Genomic DNA, 15,874 nt, shown 5'->3' with positions numbered 1-15,874 from the left:
GGCCGCAGGCGGAGATAGCACCATGCAACTCATTGATATTGGCGTCAACCTGACCCACTCCAGTTTCGACGAGAGGCACCAGGCCGTTCTCGACCGAGCCTATGCCGCCGGCGTGCAGCAATTGGTGCTCACCGGCACCGATGTCGACGGCAGCGAACAGGCCTTGGAACTGTGTGTAAAGCTTGATGAAAGCGGCCAACGCCTGTTCAGCACCGCTGGCATCCATCCCCATTCCGCCAGCGACTGGAACGGCGACAGCGCACGGCGCTTGCGCGGTTTGCTCAGCGAAAGCCGGGTGCGTGCGGTAGGCGAATGTGGGCTGGACTTCAACCGCGATTTTTCGCCGCGCCCGCAGCAAGAAAAAGTCCTCGAAGAACACCTGGCGCTGGCGGTCGAACTGAAGCTGCCGGTGTTTCTGCACGAGCGCGACGCCAACCAGCGCTTGCTGGAAATACTCAAGGACTACCGCGACCACCTGACCGCCGCCGTGGTGCATTGCTTTACCGGCGAGCAACAGGCGCTGTTCAGCTACCTCGACCTCGACTTGCACATCGGCATCACCGGTTGGATCTGCGATGAGCGGCGCGGCACGCACCTGCACCCGCTGGTCAGGGAAATTCCGCGCGGCCGTCTGATGCTGGAAAGCGATGCACCGTATTTGTTGCCGCGCACCTTGCGCCCCAAGCCCAAAAATGGCCGCAACGAACCGGCCTACCTGCCCGACGTGCTGCGCGAAGTGGCGCTGCACCGGAACGAAACCGAAGAAGACCTGGCCGAGCACAGCAGCGCCTGCGCCCGCGCATTTTTTGCGCTGCCGATGGTTGATTGATGCGGCGCATTGACCCATGTCAAAACGGTAATCCTCAGTAGCGGCACAATAATGGCACCTTGCCAATGCTGTTCCGCTATCAGAGAAAACCTTCCATGGGTGCCTGGCTTAGCAATATCTCGCTGAAATACAAATTCTGGGCGGTCAACGCGGTCGCCTTCATTACCACCCTGCTGCTGGTGCTCTACGCCGTGCAGCTCGAACAACAGGCCCGCAGCGCTGCGTCGCAAGCCTCGGCGCAGGCGCAAGCAGGCTTGCTCGGTGCCTGGCCGGCCGACAGCGCCCTGCCCCACGGCGAGCAGTGGCTGACATTCGCACGCGGCCAAGCCCCACAAATGGCCGGCCAGGATCTGTCGGCCCTGAGCACAGCCACGGGTTGGGTCGAACTTAATCACAGGCCTTTATTGGGCGAAAACCCTTTGATAGGTGCGCAAGTGATCGCCCGCGCCGACGGTCAACAGGTCGCAGTGCTGGCCTACAGCCCCAGCCTGAGCCAAGTGTTCGGCGAACGTTTCGCCAACTATGCGGTGGCGGTGCTGATCCTGATGCTGGCGATGCTCGGCGCTTCGCAGTTGCTGATCCGCTTCCTGCTCAGCCAACTCAACACCCTCAAGGACGTGATGTTGCACGTTGAGAAAACCGGCGACCTCTCGGCCCGCGTGCCACTCGCCTGCGAGGACGAAGTCGGCCAGATGGCCAGTGCCTTCAATGCCATGCAAGCCGGCTATCAACGGGTGGTCAACACCGTGGCGCATACCGCACAGCAACTGGACGAAGGCGCCGCCCGCCTGGCCAGCAGCATGAACAAGGTGCAACACGGCATGCTCGGCCAGCAAAGCGAAACCGACCAGGCGGCCACCGCGATTAATCAAATGACCGCCACCGTCTACCACATTGCCCAGCATGCCGGTGCCACGCGCGACCTCTCCCAAACTGCCGACACGCTCGCAGGCAGCGGCCGCGAAGTGGTCAGCCGGGTGCAGCGCTCAATTGCCGGGCTGTCCACCGGCGTGCAACAAACCGCGCAGATGATCCAGAAACTCGCCGAAGACAGCCAAAAAATCAACGGCGTGGTGAGCGTGATTCACAGCATCGCCGAACAGACCAACCTGCTCGCCCTCAACGCCGCCATCGAAGCCGCCCGCGCCGGCGAAATGGGCCGCGGCTTTGCGGTGGTCGCCGACGAAGTACGCAACCTGGCCAAGCGCGTGCAAAACTCCACCGACGAAATCACTCACATGGTCTCGGCGCTGCAAGCCGGCACCCGCGACGCGGTGGACTTCATGCAAGAAAGCTCGTTCAAGGCCGACGACTGCGTGCAACAAGCCCAGGACGCCGGTGCCGCACTCGCCGAAATCACCGGCGCCGTGGCCCAGATGCGTGAGAGCAACACCCAGATCGCCGTGGCCGCTGAACAGCAAAGCCACGTCGCCGAAGAAATGAACCGCGCGGTCGTGAGCATTCGCGACGTGACCGACAACACAGTGCAGCAGACCGTCGATTCGGCCACTACCAGCAACCAACTGGCAACCTTGGCCGGGGAGTTGAGCAAGGCGATTGGGCAGTTGAAGCTGTAGGCCAACGTGTAAACCCATTAAGGCGTGGCTATGAGCCCCATAGCCAACGCCAATTCGCCGCCCCGCTCACCTGCCGCCTAAACTCTGCCCAACGAGTTGTTTCACCGGACAGAGGATTCACCATCATGGGCAAACGTCATCCTAATCTCCCCGCCTGGCAATGGCGTACCTACCCGCAAAGTCACCAGCACCCGACTAATCTGGCGCTGCAACTGATTGCCGTGCCGCTGATTATCATCGGGTTTCTGTTGATTGTGTCTGCGGCATTCAGCCCAAGCCTGGCGAGTTTTGCCGTCGGCGTTGTCGGCCTGCTGGCGGGTCTGGCGTTGCAACGTCAGGGCCATCGTCTGGAAGCAACCAGCGACCGTTTGGCGGTTTAGCCATTTCAGCTCAAGCGAACACTACCACGGTCTGGCGGCTGATCGCGATCAGCTCGCCGGTCGGGCTCCACAGTGCGGCGGCAGCATGGCCATAGCCGTCGCGGGCGTGTTCGATGTTGACGTGGTACTGGCACCAGTCGAGGGTGCTCAGGTCTGGCTGCGGCTGGATGAATTCGACGGTCCAGGTCAGTGTGCTGCCAGGCGCCGGTTGGGTCAGGTGAGGCAGCAAGGCCGGTGGCCAGGCGTCTACCAGTGCAAGAATATGCGCCACGCTCAGCGGTTCTTCCTTAACATCCCCGCGCAGGCGCACCCAACCGCCCATCTCGCGTGATTTGTTGCCGGTAAACGGTAGCCCACCCACGCTCCAGCGCATGGCCAAGTGCTGCATGAACTCCGGCGTGACGCCGTTGATGTAGGGCAACTCCTGGCATTCGTCCCAGTGCTTGAAAGTGGGCGGTGCCTCGCAGGCAACCACGATCTGCGACTCACGCGCCGAGCCAAAGCTGGCCTGTACCAGCGTCGCCACTTCGCCGCCCTGCACCACGCGGCCGAGCAACTGGCTGACGGCCTTGCCTTCGCGCAGCACTTCAACCTGGTAACTGGCCGGCACCTGCGGCGCAACGGGGCCTACAAAGGTGACGGCCATCGAGCGCAAAGGGCGCTCTGCCGGCACTTGCGCGCGCAAGGCTTCGTATTGCAACGCGGCAACCAGGCCACCAAACGTCGCGCGGCCCTGCGCCCAGTCAGCGGGGATGGTCACGTCCAACGGGTTGCGACGGGCGGCGTCGAGCAAATCACTAAAGCGCATGGCGACCTCACACAAGAAAACCGATGCGAGGATCTTAACCATCAGGCCAATCCGGTACAGCGCCTATTCCGGCCAAAAACCGGACCGGGCTAGAAAAAATCCGCGCTGAGTTTGTCGAGCACTCGATCCGCTCGGCCTTCAGCCTTGGGCATGGTGCGATGCCATACCGCAACGCACGGCTGCAAGTCTGGCTGGTGCTCGGCCTGCGCCAACCACTGCCAGCAATCGTGCCAATCGCCCAACACGCCTTGGGCTTTCTTCAGCTGCGACGTTGCGTCAGCAGGCAGCTTGTCCAGTTCCGGGTAGGCCTCTGCGGCGTAGCGCACGCGCTTGATCAGCAGCCGCAGGCGGTGGCGATCATGGCCTTCTTCCTGCAAAGCTTCAGCGAGTTTGTGCGCTTGTTTAGTCAGACGCTTCTTGATGCGCGTGCGTAAGCCCTTGAGCAATTTCTGGTGTTCAGAGGCGCGAATAAAGCGTGGGAATGCATCGAGAATCAACAACAGATGCGCCAGTTCCGCGCTTTGCGCAACGTGGCGATAGGCATCGGGTTGCAAGCGCTGGCGCCGGTCGGCAGCATCGTGATGGCCCTGCGCGTGCAAATACGCCGCCAGCACCTCGCGGTCGCGCAGCGGCGTGGTCAATTGGCCGACCGTGCGCGCCGAGAGTTCAAGTTGCTCGACACCGGGCAAACCACGCAAAGGCCGCAACAGGCTACGCAAGCGGCGCACGGTGGTGCGCAGATCATGCAGGGCTTCATCGTCGGTGACGGCGGCGAGGCGAGCCTGGCAGCTCAGTAACCCTACTTCCAGGCCAATGACCCGAGCGACTAACTGATCAACCAACGCTGACATTGCGGTTCCCCCGACGATGAAATTTAGCGCCCGGCGCGCGACTCACGAATATAGAAGCGGGCTTTTTCGGCCTTGTTGGAGCAGCCTTCAAACGCTTCGAATTGCTGCTGGGTCTTGGCGCCAGTCAGCAACGACAGGGCCTTGGAGTAGCTCACGGTACCGGCGAAACCTTCGGCCTTGGCCAGGTCCAGTTCATGCCACGCCGCGTCCAATTGCGTGCCACAGCTGTCACGGTATGCGGTTTTCCCGGCACAACCCGCCAGGGCCAACACGATCACAGGCACACACATCCAGGCTTTCATCGATGACACCTCAATTAAACAAAAATAGTCGTAGCGTGTAGACGTTGCCTACACCCAAAAGTGCCTTGTACGCAGCCTCAAATAGAAAGCGCCTATAGCCAAAGCATACCCGAGCACCGGTGTAATTCTTGAAAAATATTGCAGCCGCCAACGAAGATTGAAGCGGGCCCCTTAAAGGGTGCATTGTGGGCGTCTGCCTTGCGAAGGACATCGACCATGAAGAAACGTGTTGCCTTGGTGCTGGGCTCCGGTGGCGCCCGGGGCTATGCCCATATCGGCGTGATCGAAGAGCTCGAACGGCGCGGCTACGACATCGCCTGTATCGCTGGTTGCTCGATGGGCGCCGTGGTGGGCGGGATCTATGCCGCCGGCAAACTCGACGAGTATCGAAATTGGATCGAAAGCCTCGATTACCTGGATGTGCTGCGCCTGGTCGACGTAAGTTTTCGACTGGGCGCGATTCGCGGCGAAAAAGTCTTCGGGCAGATCCGCAAGATCGTCGGCGAGATCAACATCGAAGCGCTGCGCATTCCTTACACCGCCGTGGCCACTGACCTGACCAACCAGCAGGAAATCTGGTTTCAGGAAGGCTGCCTGCACCAGGCCATGCGTGCTTCGGCGGCAATTCCCAGCTTGTTCACGCCGGTGATGCAAGGCAACCGCATGCTGGTGGACGGCGGCCTGCTCAACCCTTTGCCGATCGTGCCGGTGGTGTCGAGCCATTGCGACTTGATCATCGCGGTCAACCTCAACGCTACCCATCAAAAGCATTACCAACTGCCGGTGATCCAACGCCCGCCAGCGTTCAAGAGCCGCTTTAACAGCCTGGCGAAGTCATTGGGTTCACACCTGCCGTTTCGACGTAAACAAGCCGAGCAACTGATGAAGCTCGAACAAGAGGCATTGCACGCTCAGGCCGCCGAGTTCAACCCGTGGCTGGACTCGGCCGAGCCGCAAACCCAGCAGCCCGCCGCAGCGCCGGAAAAGCCCGGGGCGCCGAAGTCGGCCACCGGTTCGTTCATCATCGATAACGTCGGCCCGGCGTCGTTGCTGGACCTGATCAACCAGAGTTTCGAGGTGATGCAGACCTCGCTGGCGCAGTACAAAATTGCCGGTTACCCGCCGGATGTGCTGATCAACGTGCCGAAGCGGGTGTGCCGGTTTTTCGAGTTTTACAAGGCGCCGGAGTTGATCGCGCTGGGGCGCGAAATTGCCAGTGATACGTTGGATAGGTATGAGCGGGAGCAGGGCTGAATTGGCGGGTGGGGCTGATGGCCTCATCGCGAGCAAGCCCGCTCCCACCGTTGACCGAGTTCCAACTATGGAATGCGCTCGAATGTGGGAGCGGGCTTGCTCGCGATGAGGCCAGCCCAGGCGCCGACGCACTCAAGCATTCAACAACCGATAGCCGACCCCAGGCTCGGTCACGATAAACCGTGGCTGCGTGGGATCATCCGCGAGTTTCTGGCGCAGGTGGCCGACGACGATGCGCAGGTAATGGCTGTCTTCGGTGTGGGTCGGCCCCCAGATGTCCTTGAGCAATTGCTGCTGGGTAATCACCCGGCCGGGGTGTCGCGCCAGTTGCGCCAGCACCGCGTATTCCTTGCGGGTCAGCGCCACTTCGGCGCCGTCGAGCAGCACCCGTCGATAGGCCAGGTCGACCGTCAATGGGCCAAAACTCAACGCCGCTTCCTGGGCCTCGCCCGTCGGCGCCTGGCGCAGCAACGCGCGAACACGCGCGAGAAACTCCTGGATGCCGAAAGGTTTGGTCACGTAGTCATTGGCGCCGCCGTCCAGCGCCTCAACTTTCTGCCCTTCACTGGCGCGCACAGACAGCACCAATACCGGCACCGTCGACCACTCGCGGAATTCGCGCAGCACTTGCTGGCCGTCCATGTCGGGCAGGCCAAGGTCGAGCACCAGCAAATCCGGTTTGCTCAAGGCGGCCTGGGCCAGGCCTTCGTTACCGGTGCCGGCTTCGATGACTTTGTAGCCTTGGGAGGCCAGGCTGATGCGCAAGAATTTGCGAATTTGCGGCTCGTCGTCGATGACTAAAATCGTCGCAGTCTGGCTCATGGTGCCCCATCAAAATGCGTGTAGAAAACAGGGTAGCTCAAGGCTCGCGCTCCAGGCCAGGCTGGGTTGGCAAGGGCAGGAATAAGCTGATGCAGGTGCCACGCCCTTCAATGCCCTCGGCGACGCTGATATGCCCACCGTGCGCGCCGACCATGCCCTGGCAAATCGCCAGGCCGAGGCCGGTGCCCTGCCCGCCCCGATCACCGCGTGCGGCGGTGTAGAACATATCGAAAATTTTTGCGCGCTCGTCTTCGGGAATCCCTGGCCCCTCATCGGCCACCGCGAAAAATACCTGGTCATCGGCCACCCCGGCATTCACCTGCAAACGGCCTTGGGGCGGCGAAAACCGCGCGGCGTTTTCCAGCACATTAACCAAGGCTTGCTCGATCAACGCGGCGTGCACGTACAGCAACGGCAATTGCGCAGGCACTTGCGTCGCCACCTGCAACGGCGCCAGTACCGCGCGCAAACGGCCAAGCGCACTGCCGACAATGTCGCCCGGCGAGACCCAGTCGCGCGCCAGCTTGAGCGCGCCGTGGCCGAGCCGCGTCATGTCGAGCAGGTTCTGGATATAGCGGTCGAGGCGTTCGGCTTCATCGCGGGTGCCTTCGAGCAGTTCGCGGCGGTCCTCCAGCGGGATCGCTTCGCCGAGCGCCAACAGGCTGTCGATGCTGCCGCGCATCGAGGTCAACGGTGTGCGCAAATCATGCGACACCGAGGCCAGCAAGGCGCTGCGCAGTTGCTCGGTTTCGCCGTGCAGGCGCGCCGACTCCAGCTCCTGCGCCAATTGCGCGCGAGCCAAGGCCTGCGCCAGCGGCTGGCTTAACGCGGTGAGCAAACGCCGGCGCTGGCCGGTCAATTCCAGCCCAGGTTTGGGGCTGACGCCGAGCAAACCCAGCGGCCCCTCTTCGCCCGACAACGGCCACCACCACCAACGCCCGAACGGCAAGGTGCCGGTGCCCATGCCGGCCGGTTGATCGTGTTGCCAGGCCCACTCGGCGGCGGCGCTTTCGGCTTCGGTGAGGTTCAGCGCCGCGCCGGTCTCGACCTTCCAGCCGCCCTGGCCGTCACGATTGACCAGGCACAGATCGAGGTCGCTCCAGCCTTGCAGATGATGCGCCGCCGCGCTGATCACCGCCTGCCGGTCAGTAGCGGCCGTGAGTTTGCGCGACAGGTCGAGCAGTTCGCTGGTTTCCTCCTGAGTATCGCGCAACGCTTGCAACTGCCGACGCTGGCGCGCGGCCAGGTTACCGGTCAGCGCCGCCATCAGCAGGAAAAACAACAGCGTCAACACGTCCTCTTCGCGCTGAATGGCGAGAGAGAAGTTCGGCGGAATAAACAGAAAGTCATACGCCAAAAACGACAGCGCGGCGCACACCAGCGACGGCCCGAGGCTACTGCGCACGGCGACCAGCAAGACCGCCGCGAGAAACACCAGCGAGATATTCGGCAACGGCAATACGCTGGCCACCGCCCACGCCACCGCAGCCGCCACCACGGTTGCCACCAGCGCCAGGCCGTAATCGAACCACACCAAGCCGCGCACATCCGGCATACGCGGCGGTGCGGGCATGTCGTCGCTGTCGAGGACGTTGATTTCCAGGCCGCGTGCATTGCGCAGCAAGCGCGCCGCCAACCCGCCGCCGAACAAACGGCGGCGCCAACGCATGCGCGACTGCCCAACCAACAGCAGGCTGGCGCGGCGTTCAGCGGCATGCTGGATCAGCGTCTTCGCCACCTCGCCCGCGCGCAACAACACCACTTCGCCGCCAAGCCGCTCGGCCAGTTGCTGGGCATTTTGCAGGCGCAGGCGCGATTGCTCATCGCGCGCGCTGCCGTTATCGATATGCACCAGGCTCCACGGCAAATGCCGACGCTGGGCCACGCGGCTGGCGTGACGCACCAGACGTTCGGCTTGCGCATCGCCGTCCACACCGACCAGCAAGCGGCCGCGCACCGCGGGTGCGGCCTGGCCGAGTTGGCGATAGCCTTGGGCCAAATCGTCGTCGACGTGGGCGGCGGCGGTTTGCATCGCCAGCTCGCGCAGGGCCATCAGGTTGGTCTGGGTGAAAAACGCGTCGATGGCGGCGCGTGCCTGTTCCGGCACGTAGACCTTGCCGTCGCGCAGGCGCTCCAGCAGCTCGCGCGACGGCAGGTCGATCAGCAGCAGTTCATCGGCTTCTTGCAGCACCCAGTCCGGCAGGGTTTCACGCACCTGCACGCCGGTAATGCCACGCACCTGATCATTCAGGCTTTCGAGGTGCTGCACATTGACCGTGGTAAACACGTTGATGCCGGCGGCGAGCAGTTCCTGAATGTCTTGCCAACGCTTTTCATGCCGGCTGCCCGGCGCGTTGCTGTGCGCCAACTCGTCGACCAACACTAACTTGGGTTTGGCCGCGAGCAGGCCGTCGAGGTCCATTTCTTCGAGCATCACACCGCGGTATTCGCTGCGCAATAGCGGTTGCTGCGGCAAGCCGCTGAGCAAGGCTTCGGTCTCGGCGCGGCCGTGGGTTTCGACGACGCCAGCGATCAGCCGCACGCCCTGGCGCAGTTGCGTGTGGGCGGCCTGGAGCATGGCGTAGGTCTTGCCCACACCCGGCGCAGCGCCGAGGAACACTTTGAGCCGGCCACGGCCATCGCGTGGCAGGTCGGCTAACAGGGCATCGGCGCGGCCGGAGTCGCTCATGCGTTGGGCATCCTTCAGGTGTTTATGTCGAGTCTCCCACCGGTGAAATGCATTCTACCGGTGGGAGCGGGCTTGCTCGCGATGGCGACATCACGGCCTATAACTTTTCCAGCGCCATGTTCAACGCCAGCACGTTGACGACCGGCGGCCCCACCAGCGGGCTCTCGGTGTGCTCGTCGAGCAAACGTTGCAATGTAGCCACCGACACATTGCGCGCTGCCGCCACCCGCGCCAGTTGATAGGCAATCGCCGGTGGTGGCAAGTGTGGATCAAGACCGCTGCCGGAGGTAGTCAGCAAGGCCAAAGGCACCGGCCCCTGGCCTGGCACGCGTTGCTTGTTGGCATCTTCGATAATACGCGTCGCCAGTGCCGGGTTGCTCGGGCTCAAGTTACTCGCACTGCTGGAAACCGTCGCAAACGCGCCGGCCGAGGGGCGCGGGTGAAACCAGTTGTCACCGGTAAAATCCTGCGCGATCAAACGCGAGCCGCGCACCTTGCCATCGGCGTCATGCACCAGGCTGCCGTTGGCTTGGTCCGGGAAAGCGACTTGGGCGACGCCGGTGACCACCAGTGGGTACGCGACGCCGGTAATCAGGCTCATGAGAACCAGCAGGCTCAAGGCCGGGCGGATCATGTTGGACATTTCAGGTTCCTCAATTCGGTCATTGCAACCTGTGGGCACCGGCTTGGCGCCCACAGGATTCGGGTCACACCAGGTGCAGCGCAGTCAGCAACATGTCGATGGCCTTGATGCCCACGAACGGCACCAGAAGCCCGCCCAAGCCATAGATCAGCAGGTTGCGCCGCAGCAACGCCGCCGCGCTCGCGGCCTGTACGCGCACACCGCGCAGCGCCAGCGGAATCAACACCACGATGATCAGCGCGTTAAACACGATGGCCGACAGAATCGCGCTTTGCGGGCTCTGCAAGTGCATCACGTTGAGCACACCCAATTGCGGGTAGATCGAGGCGAACAGCGCCGGCAGAATCGCAAAGTATTTGGCCACGTCGTTGGCGATCGAAAACGTCGTCAGCGCGCCACGCGTGACCAGCAATTCCTTACCGATTTGCACCACGTCCAGCAGCTTGGTCGGGTCGCTGTCGAGGTCGACCATGTTGGCGGCTTCGCGCGCCGCTTGCGTGCCGTCGTTCATCGCCATGCCGACGTCGGCCTGGGCCAGTGCCGGGGCGTCGTTGGCGCCGTCGCCACACATCGCAACCAGGCGACCGTCGTTCTGCTCGTGGCGAATACGCGCGAGTTTTTTCTCCGGCGTGGCTTCGGCCAACACGTCATCCACACCGGCTTCGGCAGCAATCGCGGCCGCGGTCAGCGGGTTGTCGCCGGTGACCATCACGGTGCGAATCCCGAGTTTGCGCAGCTCGGCGAAGCGCTCACGAATGCCCGGCTTGACCACGTCTTTCAAGTGGATCGCACCGAGCAACTTGCCATCGGCGCACACCAGCAACGGGGTGCCGCCGCTCTGCGCGATCTTGTCGATTTCGCGTGAGAGCGCCGGCAGCAGGTCGCGGCGTTGTTGACCGATAAACGCCAGCAGCGAATCGACCGCGCCTTTGCGAAACACACGGCCCTGATAGTCGACACCGGACAGGCGCGTTTCGGCACTGAACGGCACCGAGGTCAGTTGTTCCACGGCAGGCTCTGCCTGCGGGTGTTGGCTGCGCAGGTATTCAACGATGGATTTACCTTCCGCCGTGTCGTCCGCCAGCGAGGCCAGCAGCGCGCCTTCGGCCAACTCGCGGCCACTCACGCCCGGCGCTGCAATCACCGCCGTGCAGCGACGGTTACCGAAGGTGATGGTGCCGGTTTTGTCGAGCAGCAACACATGCACGTCGCCCGCCGCTTCCACCGCACGGCCCGACTTGGCGATCACATTGAGGCGCACCAGGCGGTCCATACCGGCAATACCGATGGCCGACAACAAGCCGCCAATGGTGGTCGGAATCAGCGTCACCAGCAGTGCGACCAGAAACACCAGCGGCAAGCTGCCATTGGCAAAGTGGGCGAACGGCTGCAGGGTGACGACCACCAACAGGAAGATCAGGGTCAAGCCGATCAGCAGAATATCCAGCGCGACTTCGTTGGGGGTTTTCTGGCGTTTGGCGCCTTCAACCAAGGCGATCATACGGTCCAGTGTCGACTCGCCGGGGTTGGCGGTGATGCGGATCAACAACCAGTCCGAGACCAGCCGCGTGTTGCCGGTGACGGCCGAGCGGTCGCCGCCGGACTCGCGGATCACCGGTGCGGATTCGCCGGTAATCGCGGCTTCGTTGACGGCTGCGATGCCTTCGACGACCTCGCCGTCACCGGGGATCATTTCCCCGACAACCACGCGCACTACGTCACCTTTACGCAGGCTGGTGGCGGGCACCACTTTGAAGCTGCCATCGGCCTCTTTGCGGCGTGCACTGAGGCCTTCGCTGCCAGCCTTGAGGCTGTCGGCGCGGGCCTTGCCGCGACCTTCAGCCAAGGCTTCGGCAAAGTTGGCGAACAACACGGTGAACCACAGCCACACGGCAATTTGCACGGCCACAAAGGTCGGTACAGCAGTGTCGGGCACAAAGCACAGCACGGTGGTGAGGATGGCGGTCAGTTCGACCACCAGCATCACCGGCGAGCGTTGCAGTTGGCGCGGGTCGAGCTTGACGAACGCCTGGCCCAGCGCCGGGCGCCACAGGGCGGAAATCGAGGTTTTTTGCGGGTCCTGGGTTTTCACCGGGGCAGCATTTTTTGCAGGCATATTCATTTTCATATCCCCCTTCAGAAGCCCATGCTCAAGTGTTCAGCGATGGGGCCCAGCGCCAGCGTTGGCAGGAAAGTCAGGCCGCCCACCAGCAAAATGGTCACGGTCAACAGGGTCACGAACAGCGGGCCGTGGGTCGGGAAGCTGTTCTGGCCGATGGGTGCGGTCTTCTTCATCGCCAAGCTGCCGGCCAGGGCCAGCACCGGGAGGATGTAGCCGAAGCGGCCAAGCAACATCGACAGGCTCAACATCAGGTTGTGGAACGCGGTGTTGGCACTGAAACCGCCGAACGCCGAGCCGTTGTTGGCACTGGCCGAGGTGTAGGCATAGAGCAACTGGCTGAAGCCGTGCGGGCCAGGGTTGCTGATCGCACCCGCCGGGCCAGGCAGGCTGGCGGCGATAGCGCCGAGTACCAGCGTGCCCACCGGCATCACCAGCAACGTCACCACGAGCAATTGCACTTCCTTGGCTTGTAGCTTTTTGCCGAGGTATTCCGGGGTTCGGCCGATCATCAAACCGGCGAGGAACACTGCGATCAACACGTTAAGCAACATGCCGTACATGCCGGCGCCGACGCCGCCGAAGATCACTTCGCCGACCATCATGTTGACCAATGCCACCATGCCGCTCAGGGGGTTGAGGCTGTCGTGCATGCCGTTGACCGAACCGTTCGACGCTGCGGTGGTGGTCACCGACCAGAGCACGGTGGCGGTGGTGCCGAAGCGCGCCTCTTTACCTTCCAGCGGTGCGGTTTGCTCGACGGCCGGGTTGTTCAGGGTCGGGTTGGGCTGGTATTCGGCCCACAGCGAGGTGGCGCCGCCGATCAGGAACAGTGCCAGCATGCAACCGAGGATAGCCCGACTCTGGCGCAGGTCTTTCACGTAGTGGCCGAAGGTAAACACCAGCGCCACCGGGATCAGAATGATCGCGCCCAGCTCAAACAGGTTGGCCCACGCAGTCGGGTTTTCGAATGGATGCGCCGAGTTGACACCGAAGAAGCCACCGCCGTTGGTGCCCAGTTGCTTGATTGCAATCTGGCTGGCCGCAGGACCGAGCGGGATCACCTGATCAACACCTTGCAGGGTCACCGCGTTCACATAGTGCGCGAAGGTTTGTGGCACGCCCTGCCACACCAGGAACAAGGCCAACACCAGGCACAACGGTAGCAGGCCGTAGAGGGTGGCGCGGGTCATGTCGACCCAGAAGTTGCCCAGGGTCTGGGTCGATTTGCGACCGATGCCACGGCACAAGGCGACCAGTACAGCGAGCCCCGTGGCCGCGCTGACGAAGTTCTGCACGGTCAAGCCGACCATCTGGCTGAGGTAGCTCAGGGACGCCTCACCGCTGTAGGACTGCCAGTTAGTGTTGGTCATGAAACTGATCGCGGTATTGAAGGCCAGCGTCCATTCCTGGCCCGGCAATTTCTGCGGGTTCAGTGGCAGATAGTCCTGGAACAACAGGATCGAGAACAACAGCACAAACCCTGCGAGGTTGAACGCCAGCAACGCCAGCGCGTATTTCTGCCAGCTCTGTTCCTGATGTTCATCCACGCCCGACAGGCGATAACACGCGCGCTCGACGGGGCCGAACACCGGCGTAAGCCAGGTGCGCTGACCTTCCATCACGTTGTAGTAGAACCGCCCCAGAAACGGCGCCGGCACCAGCACCACGGCAAAGAAGGCGATGATCAGCCAATAGTCATAACTGTGCATAGCCTGCTCCTAGTTCCGATCCGCGCGTAACAGCGCAACCAGCAGATAAATGAACAGCGCCACGGCCAATAGCAGTGACACCCCGTCCAGAACGCTCATGGAAGTTTCCCCGTTTTGCGGCGGTTGCCGCGTGTGGGCCAATTGTCGGCAGGAGTGGTGTAAAGGAACGAGAGCGAGGGTGTGGGTGGGGCGTAAAGACGGCGTAAAGAGTGGGTTTATGCGGGGTTTACAGGGGGATTTGTGGTGGCTGGGTGGGCCTCATCGGGAGCAAGCCCCCTCCCACATGATGATCTGTGCTGGTCATAACAACCCAGTCACATGTGGGAGGGGGCTTGCTCCCGATGGCGCCAGTCAAGGCACCCTCGCACTTATCTGGTGCGCCTTCAGCGACGTTCAAACGCCAAACCATTCCCCAAACGACACCCGTGCGGCTTTACGACAATGATTCTCAGGCTGGCATGGCCGCTGCAACACCTTGAATCATTCCAAACCGTTCAGGGAGAGCAACACAATGAACACACAACTCAAACCTACCTTGGGCACCCTGCACTTGTGGGGCATTGCGGTAGGGCTGGTGATTTCCGGCGAATACTTTGGCTGGAGCTACGGCTGGGGCGTGGCCGGTACGCTGGGCTTTTTGGTGACCTCGTTGATGGTCGCCGCGATGTACACCTGCTTTATATTCAGTTTCACCGAACTGACAACCGCGATTCCCCACGCCGGCGGCCCCTTTGCCTACAGCCGCCGCGCTTTTGGCGAGAAAGGCGGCTTGATCGCCGGCTTGGCCACCTTGATCGAATTTGTATTCGCCCCGCCGGCGATCGCCTTGGCCATCGGCGCTTATCTGAACGTGCAGTTTCCGGCACTCGACCCGAAACACGCGGCCGTCGGCGCCTACATTGTGTTCATGGGCCTGAATATTCTTGGGGTAAAACTCGCGGCCACTTTCGAACTGGTGGTGTGCGTGCTCGCCGTCGCCGAACTGCTGGTGTTTATGGGCGTGGTCGCCCCGGCGTTCAGCTTCAGTAACTTTGCCATGAATGGCTGGGCCGGTTCCGATACCTTTGGCGCGCCGGCGATTGCCGGGATGTTCGCCGCGATTCCGTTTGCTATCTGGTTCTTCCTCGCCATCGAAGGCGCCGCCATGGCCGCCGAAGAAGCCAAAGACCCCAAGCGCACCATTCCAAAAGCCTACATCAGCGGCATCCTGACCCTGGTCGTGCTGGCCATGGGCGTGATGTTCTTCGCTGGCGGCGTGGGCGACTGGCGCACCCTGTCGAACATCAACGACCCGTTGCCGCAAGCGATGAAAACCGTCGTGGGTGACAGTTCCGGCTGGCTGCACATGTTGGTGTGGATCGGCCTGTTCGGGCTGGTGGCGAGCTTCCACGGGATCATCCTGGGCTACTCGCGCCAGTTCTTCGCCTTGGCACGCGCCGGTTACCTGCCCTCCTTCCTGGCCAAACTGTCGCGTTTTCAAACACCGCACCGGGCAATCATCGCCGGTGGCGTGGTCGGCATCGCGGCGATCTACAGCGACGGCCTGATCAACCTGGGCGGTATGACGTTGACCGCCGCGATGATCACCATGGCGGTATTCGGCGCCATCGTGATGTACATCATGAGCATGCTCAGCCTGTTTAAACTGCGCAAGACCGAACCGTTGCTGGAGCGCACCTTCCGTGCGCCGGGCTACCCGATCGTGCCAGGCATCGCGCTGGTGTTGGCGGTGGTGTGCCTGGTGGCCATGGCCTGGTTCAACGCGCTGATCGGGCTGATCTTCCTGGGTTTCATGGCAGTGGGGTTCATCTACTTCCAGTTGACCGCGCAAGACCGCGCCGATGCACCGGCGGATGCGATGTTGACCGGGCAATAAGCGTATCGGGGC

The 15,874-nt window shown here is 62.4% G+C and carries 13 protein-coding genes and 1 pseudogene; 5 read left to right on the top strand and 9 right to left on the bottom strand.

Annotated elements, in window-relative coordinates; all coding sequences use genetic code 11:
* Nucleotides 1-22 precede the first annotated feature (22 nt).
* The 3 genes and pseudogenes from AO240_RS21080 to AO240_RS21070 all read left to right on the top strand — a co-directional run.
* Complete coding sequence (locus AO240_RS21080; protein ID WP_099238907.1) at nucleotides 23-829, top strand: TatD family hydrolase; 807 nt, start codon at nucleotides 23-25, stop codon at nucleotides 827-829.
* A 95-nt stretch (nucleotides 830-924) separates the two neighbouring features.
* Nucleotides 925-2,406, top strand: coding sequence for a methyl-accepting chemotaxis protein (locus AO240_RS21075; protein WP_099238905.1), 1,482 nt, complete (start codon nucleotides 925-927; stop codon nucleotides 2,404-2,406).
* Between the two features lie 125 nt (nucleotides 2,407-2,531).
* Nucleotides 2,532-2,762, top strand: a pseudogene (locus tag AO240_RS21070) (terminase); the annotation flags it as partial.
* Between the two features lie 34 nt (nucleotides 2,763-2,796).
* Here the strand turns inward: AO240_RS21070 and AO240_RS21065 are convergent.
* The 3 genes from AO240_RS21065 to AO240_RS21055 all read right to left on the bottom strand — a co-directional run bounded on the left by AO240_RS21065 (nucleotide 2,797) and on the right by AO240_RS21055 (nucleotide 4,747).
* Complete coding sequence (locus AO240_RS21065) at nucleotides 2,797-3,594, bottom strand: acyl-CoA thioesterase II (RefSeq protein ID WP_099239086.1); 798 nt, start codon at nucleotides 3,592-3,594, stop codon at nucleotides 2,797-2,799.
* 89 nt (nucleotides 3,595-3,683) lie between these two features.
* On the bottom strand, nucleotides 3,684-4,445 hold the full coding sequence (locus AO240_RS21060; protein ID WP_099238901.1) for a CHAD domain-containing protein: 762 nt from the start codon (nucleotides 4,443-4,445) through the stop codon (nucleotides 3,684-3,686).
* Between the two features lie 23 nt (nucleotides 4,446-4,468).
* A complete protein-coding gene (locus tag AO240_RS21055) occupies nucleotides 4,469-4,747 on the bottom strand; it encodes a hypothetical protein (protein WP_010176194.1) in 279 nt (92 codons plus the stop codon).
* 216 nt (nucleotides 4,748-4,963) lie between these two features.
* Here AO240_RS21055 and AO240_RS21050 point away from each other — a divergent pair, with 216 nt between their 5' ends.
* Nucleotides 4,964-6,001: a patatin-like phospholipase family protein gene (locus tag AO240_RS21050; RefSeq protein WP_099238899.1), complete on the top strand. Its 1,038-nt coding sequence runs from the start codon at nucleotides 4,964-4,966 to the stop codon at nucleotides 5,999-6,001.
* A gap of 132 nt (nucleotides 6,002-6,133) precedes the next feature.
* Here AO240_RS21050 and AO240_RS21045 read toward each other — a convergent pair whose 3' ends face one another.
* The 6 genes from AO240_RS21045 to kdpF all read right to left on the bottom strand — a co-directional run bounded on the left by AO240_RS21045 (nucleotide 6,134) and on the right by kdpF (nucleotide 14,085).
* Entirely contained in the window at nucleotides 6,134-6,823 is a 690-nt protein-coding gene (locus AO240_RS21045) for a response regulator (protein ID WP_058412911.1), read from the bottom strand.
* Between the two features lie 37 nt (nucleotides 6,824-6,860).
* The gene (locus tag AO240_RS21040; protein WP_099238898.1) at nucleotides 6,861-9,512 is read right to left on the bottom strand and encodes a sensor histidine kinase KdpD; all 2,652 of its coding nucleotides are present in this window, start codon (nucleotides 9,510-9,512) and stop codon (nucleotides 6,861-6,863) included.
* A gap of 97 nt (nucleotides 9,513-9,609) precedes the next feature.
* Complete coding sequence (gene kdpC, locus AO240_RS21035; protein WP_099238896.1) at nucleotides 9,610-10,155, bottom strand: potassium-transporting ATPase subunit KdpC; 546 nt, start codon at nucleotides 10,153-10,155, stop codon at nucleotides 9,610-9,612.
* A gap of 64 nt (nucleotides 10,156-10,219) precedes the next feature.
* Complete coding sequence (kdpB, locus tag AO240_RS21030) at nucleotides 10,220-12,277, bottom strand: potassium-transporting ATPase subunit KdpB (protein WP_177445852.1); 2,058 nt, start codon at nucleotides 12,275-12,277, stop codon at nucleotides 10,220-10,222.
* Between the two features lie 14 nt (nucleotides 12,278-12,291).
* Nucleotides 12,292-13,986, bottom strand: a complete 1,695-nt coding sequence (gene kdpA / locus AO240_RS21025; RefSeq protein WP_099238894.1) for a potassium-transporting ATPase subunit KdpA — start codon at nucleotides 13,984-13,986, stop codon at nucleotides 12,292-12,294.
* 9 nt (nucleotides 13,987-13,995) lie between these two features.
* Nucleotides 13,996-14,085 (bottom strand): K(+)-transporting ATPase subunit F, encoded by a 90-nt coding sequence (kdpF, locus tag AO240_RS21020; RefSeq protein ID WP_003218754.1) that lies wholly within the window; start codon nucleotides 14,083-14,085, stop codon nucleotides 13,996-13,998.
* A gap of 412 nt (nucleotides 14,086-14,497) precedes the next feature.
* On the opposite strand from kdpF, the gene eat reads away from it, so the two are divergent.
* The gene (eat, locus tag AO240_RS21015; protein WP_099238892.1) at nucleotides 14,498-15,862 is read left to right on the top strand and encodes an ethanolamine permease; all 1,365 of its coding nucleotides are present in this window, start codon (nucleotides 14,498-14,500) and stop codon (nucleotides 15,860-15,862) included.
* The last annotated feature ends 12 nt before the right edge of the window (nucleotides 15,863-15,874 follow it).

This window comes from Pseudomonas sp. ICMP 460 (genome assembly GCF_002723595.1).
In the GTDB taxonomy this organism is placed as follows: Bacteria; Pseudomonadota; Gammaproteobacteria; order Pseudomonadales; family Pseudomonadaceae; genus Aquipseudomonas; species Aquipseudomonas kitaguniensis.
This window is presented reverse-complemented; position numbering and strand designations above follow the sequence as displayed.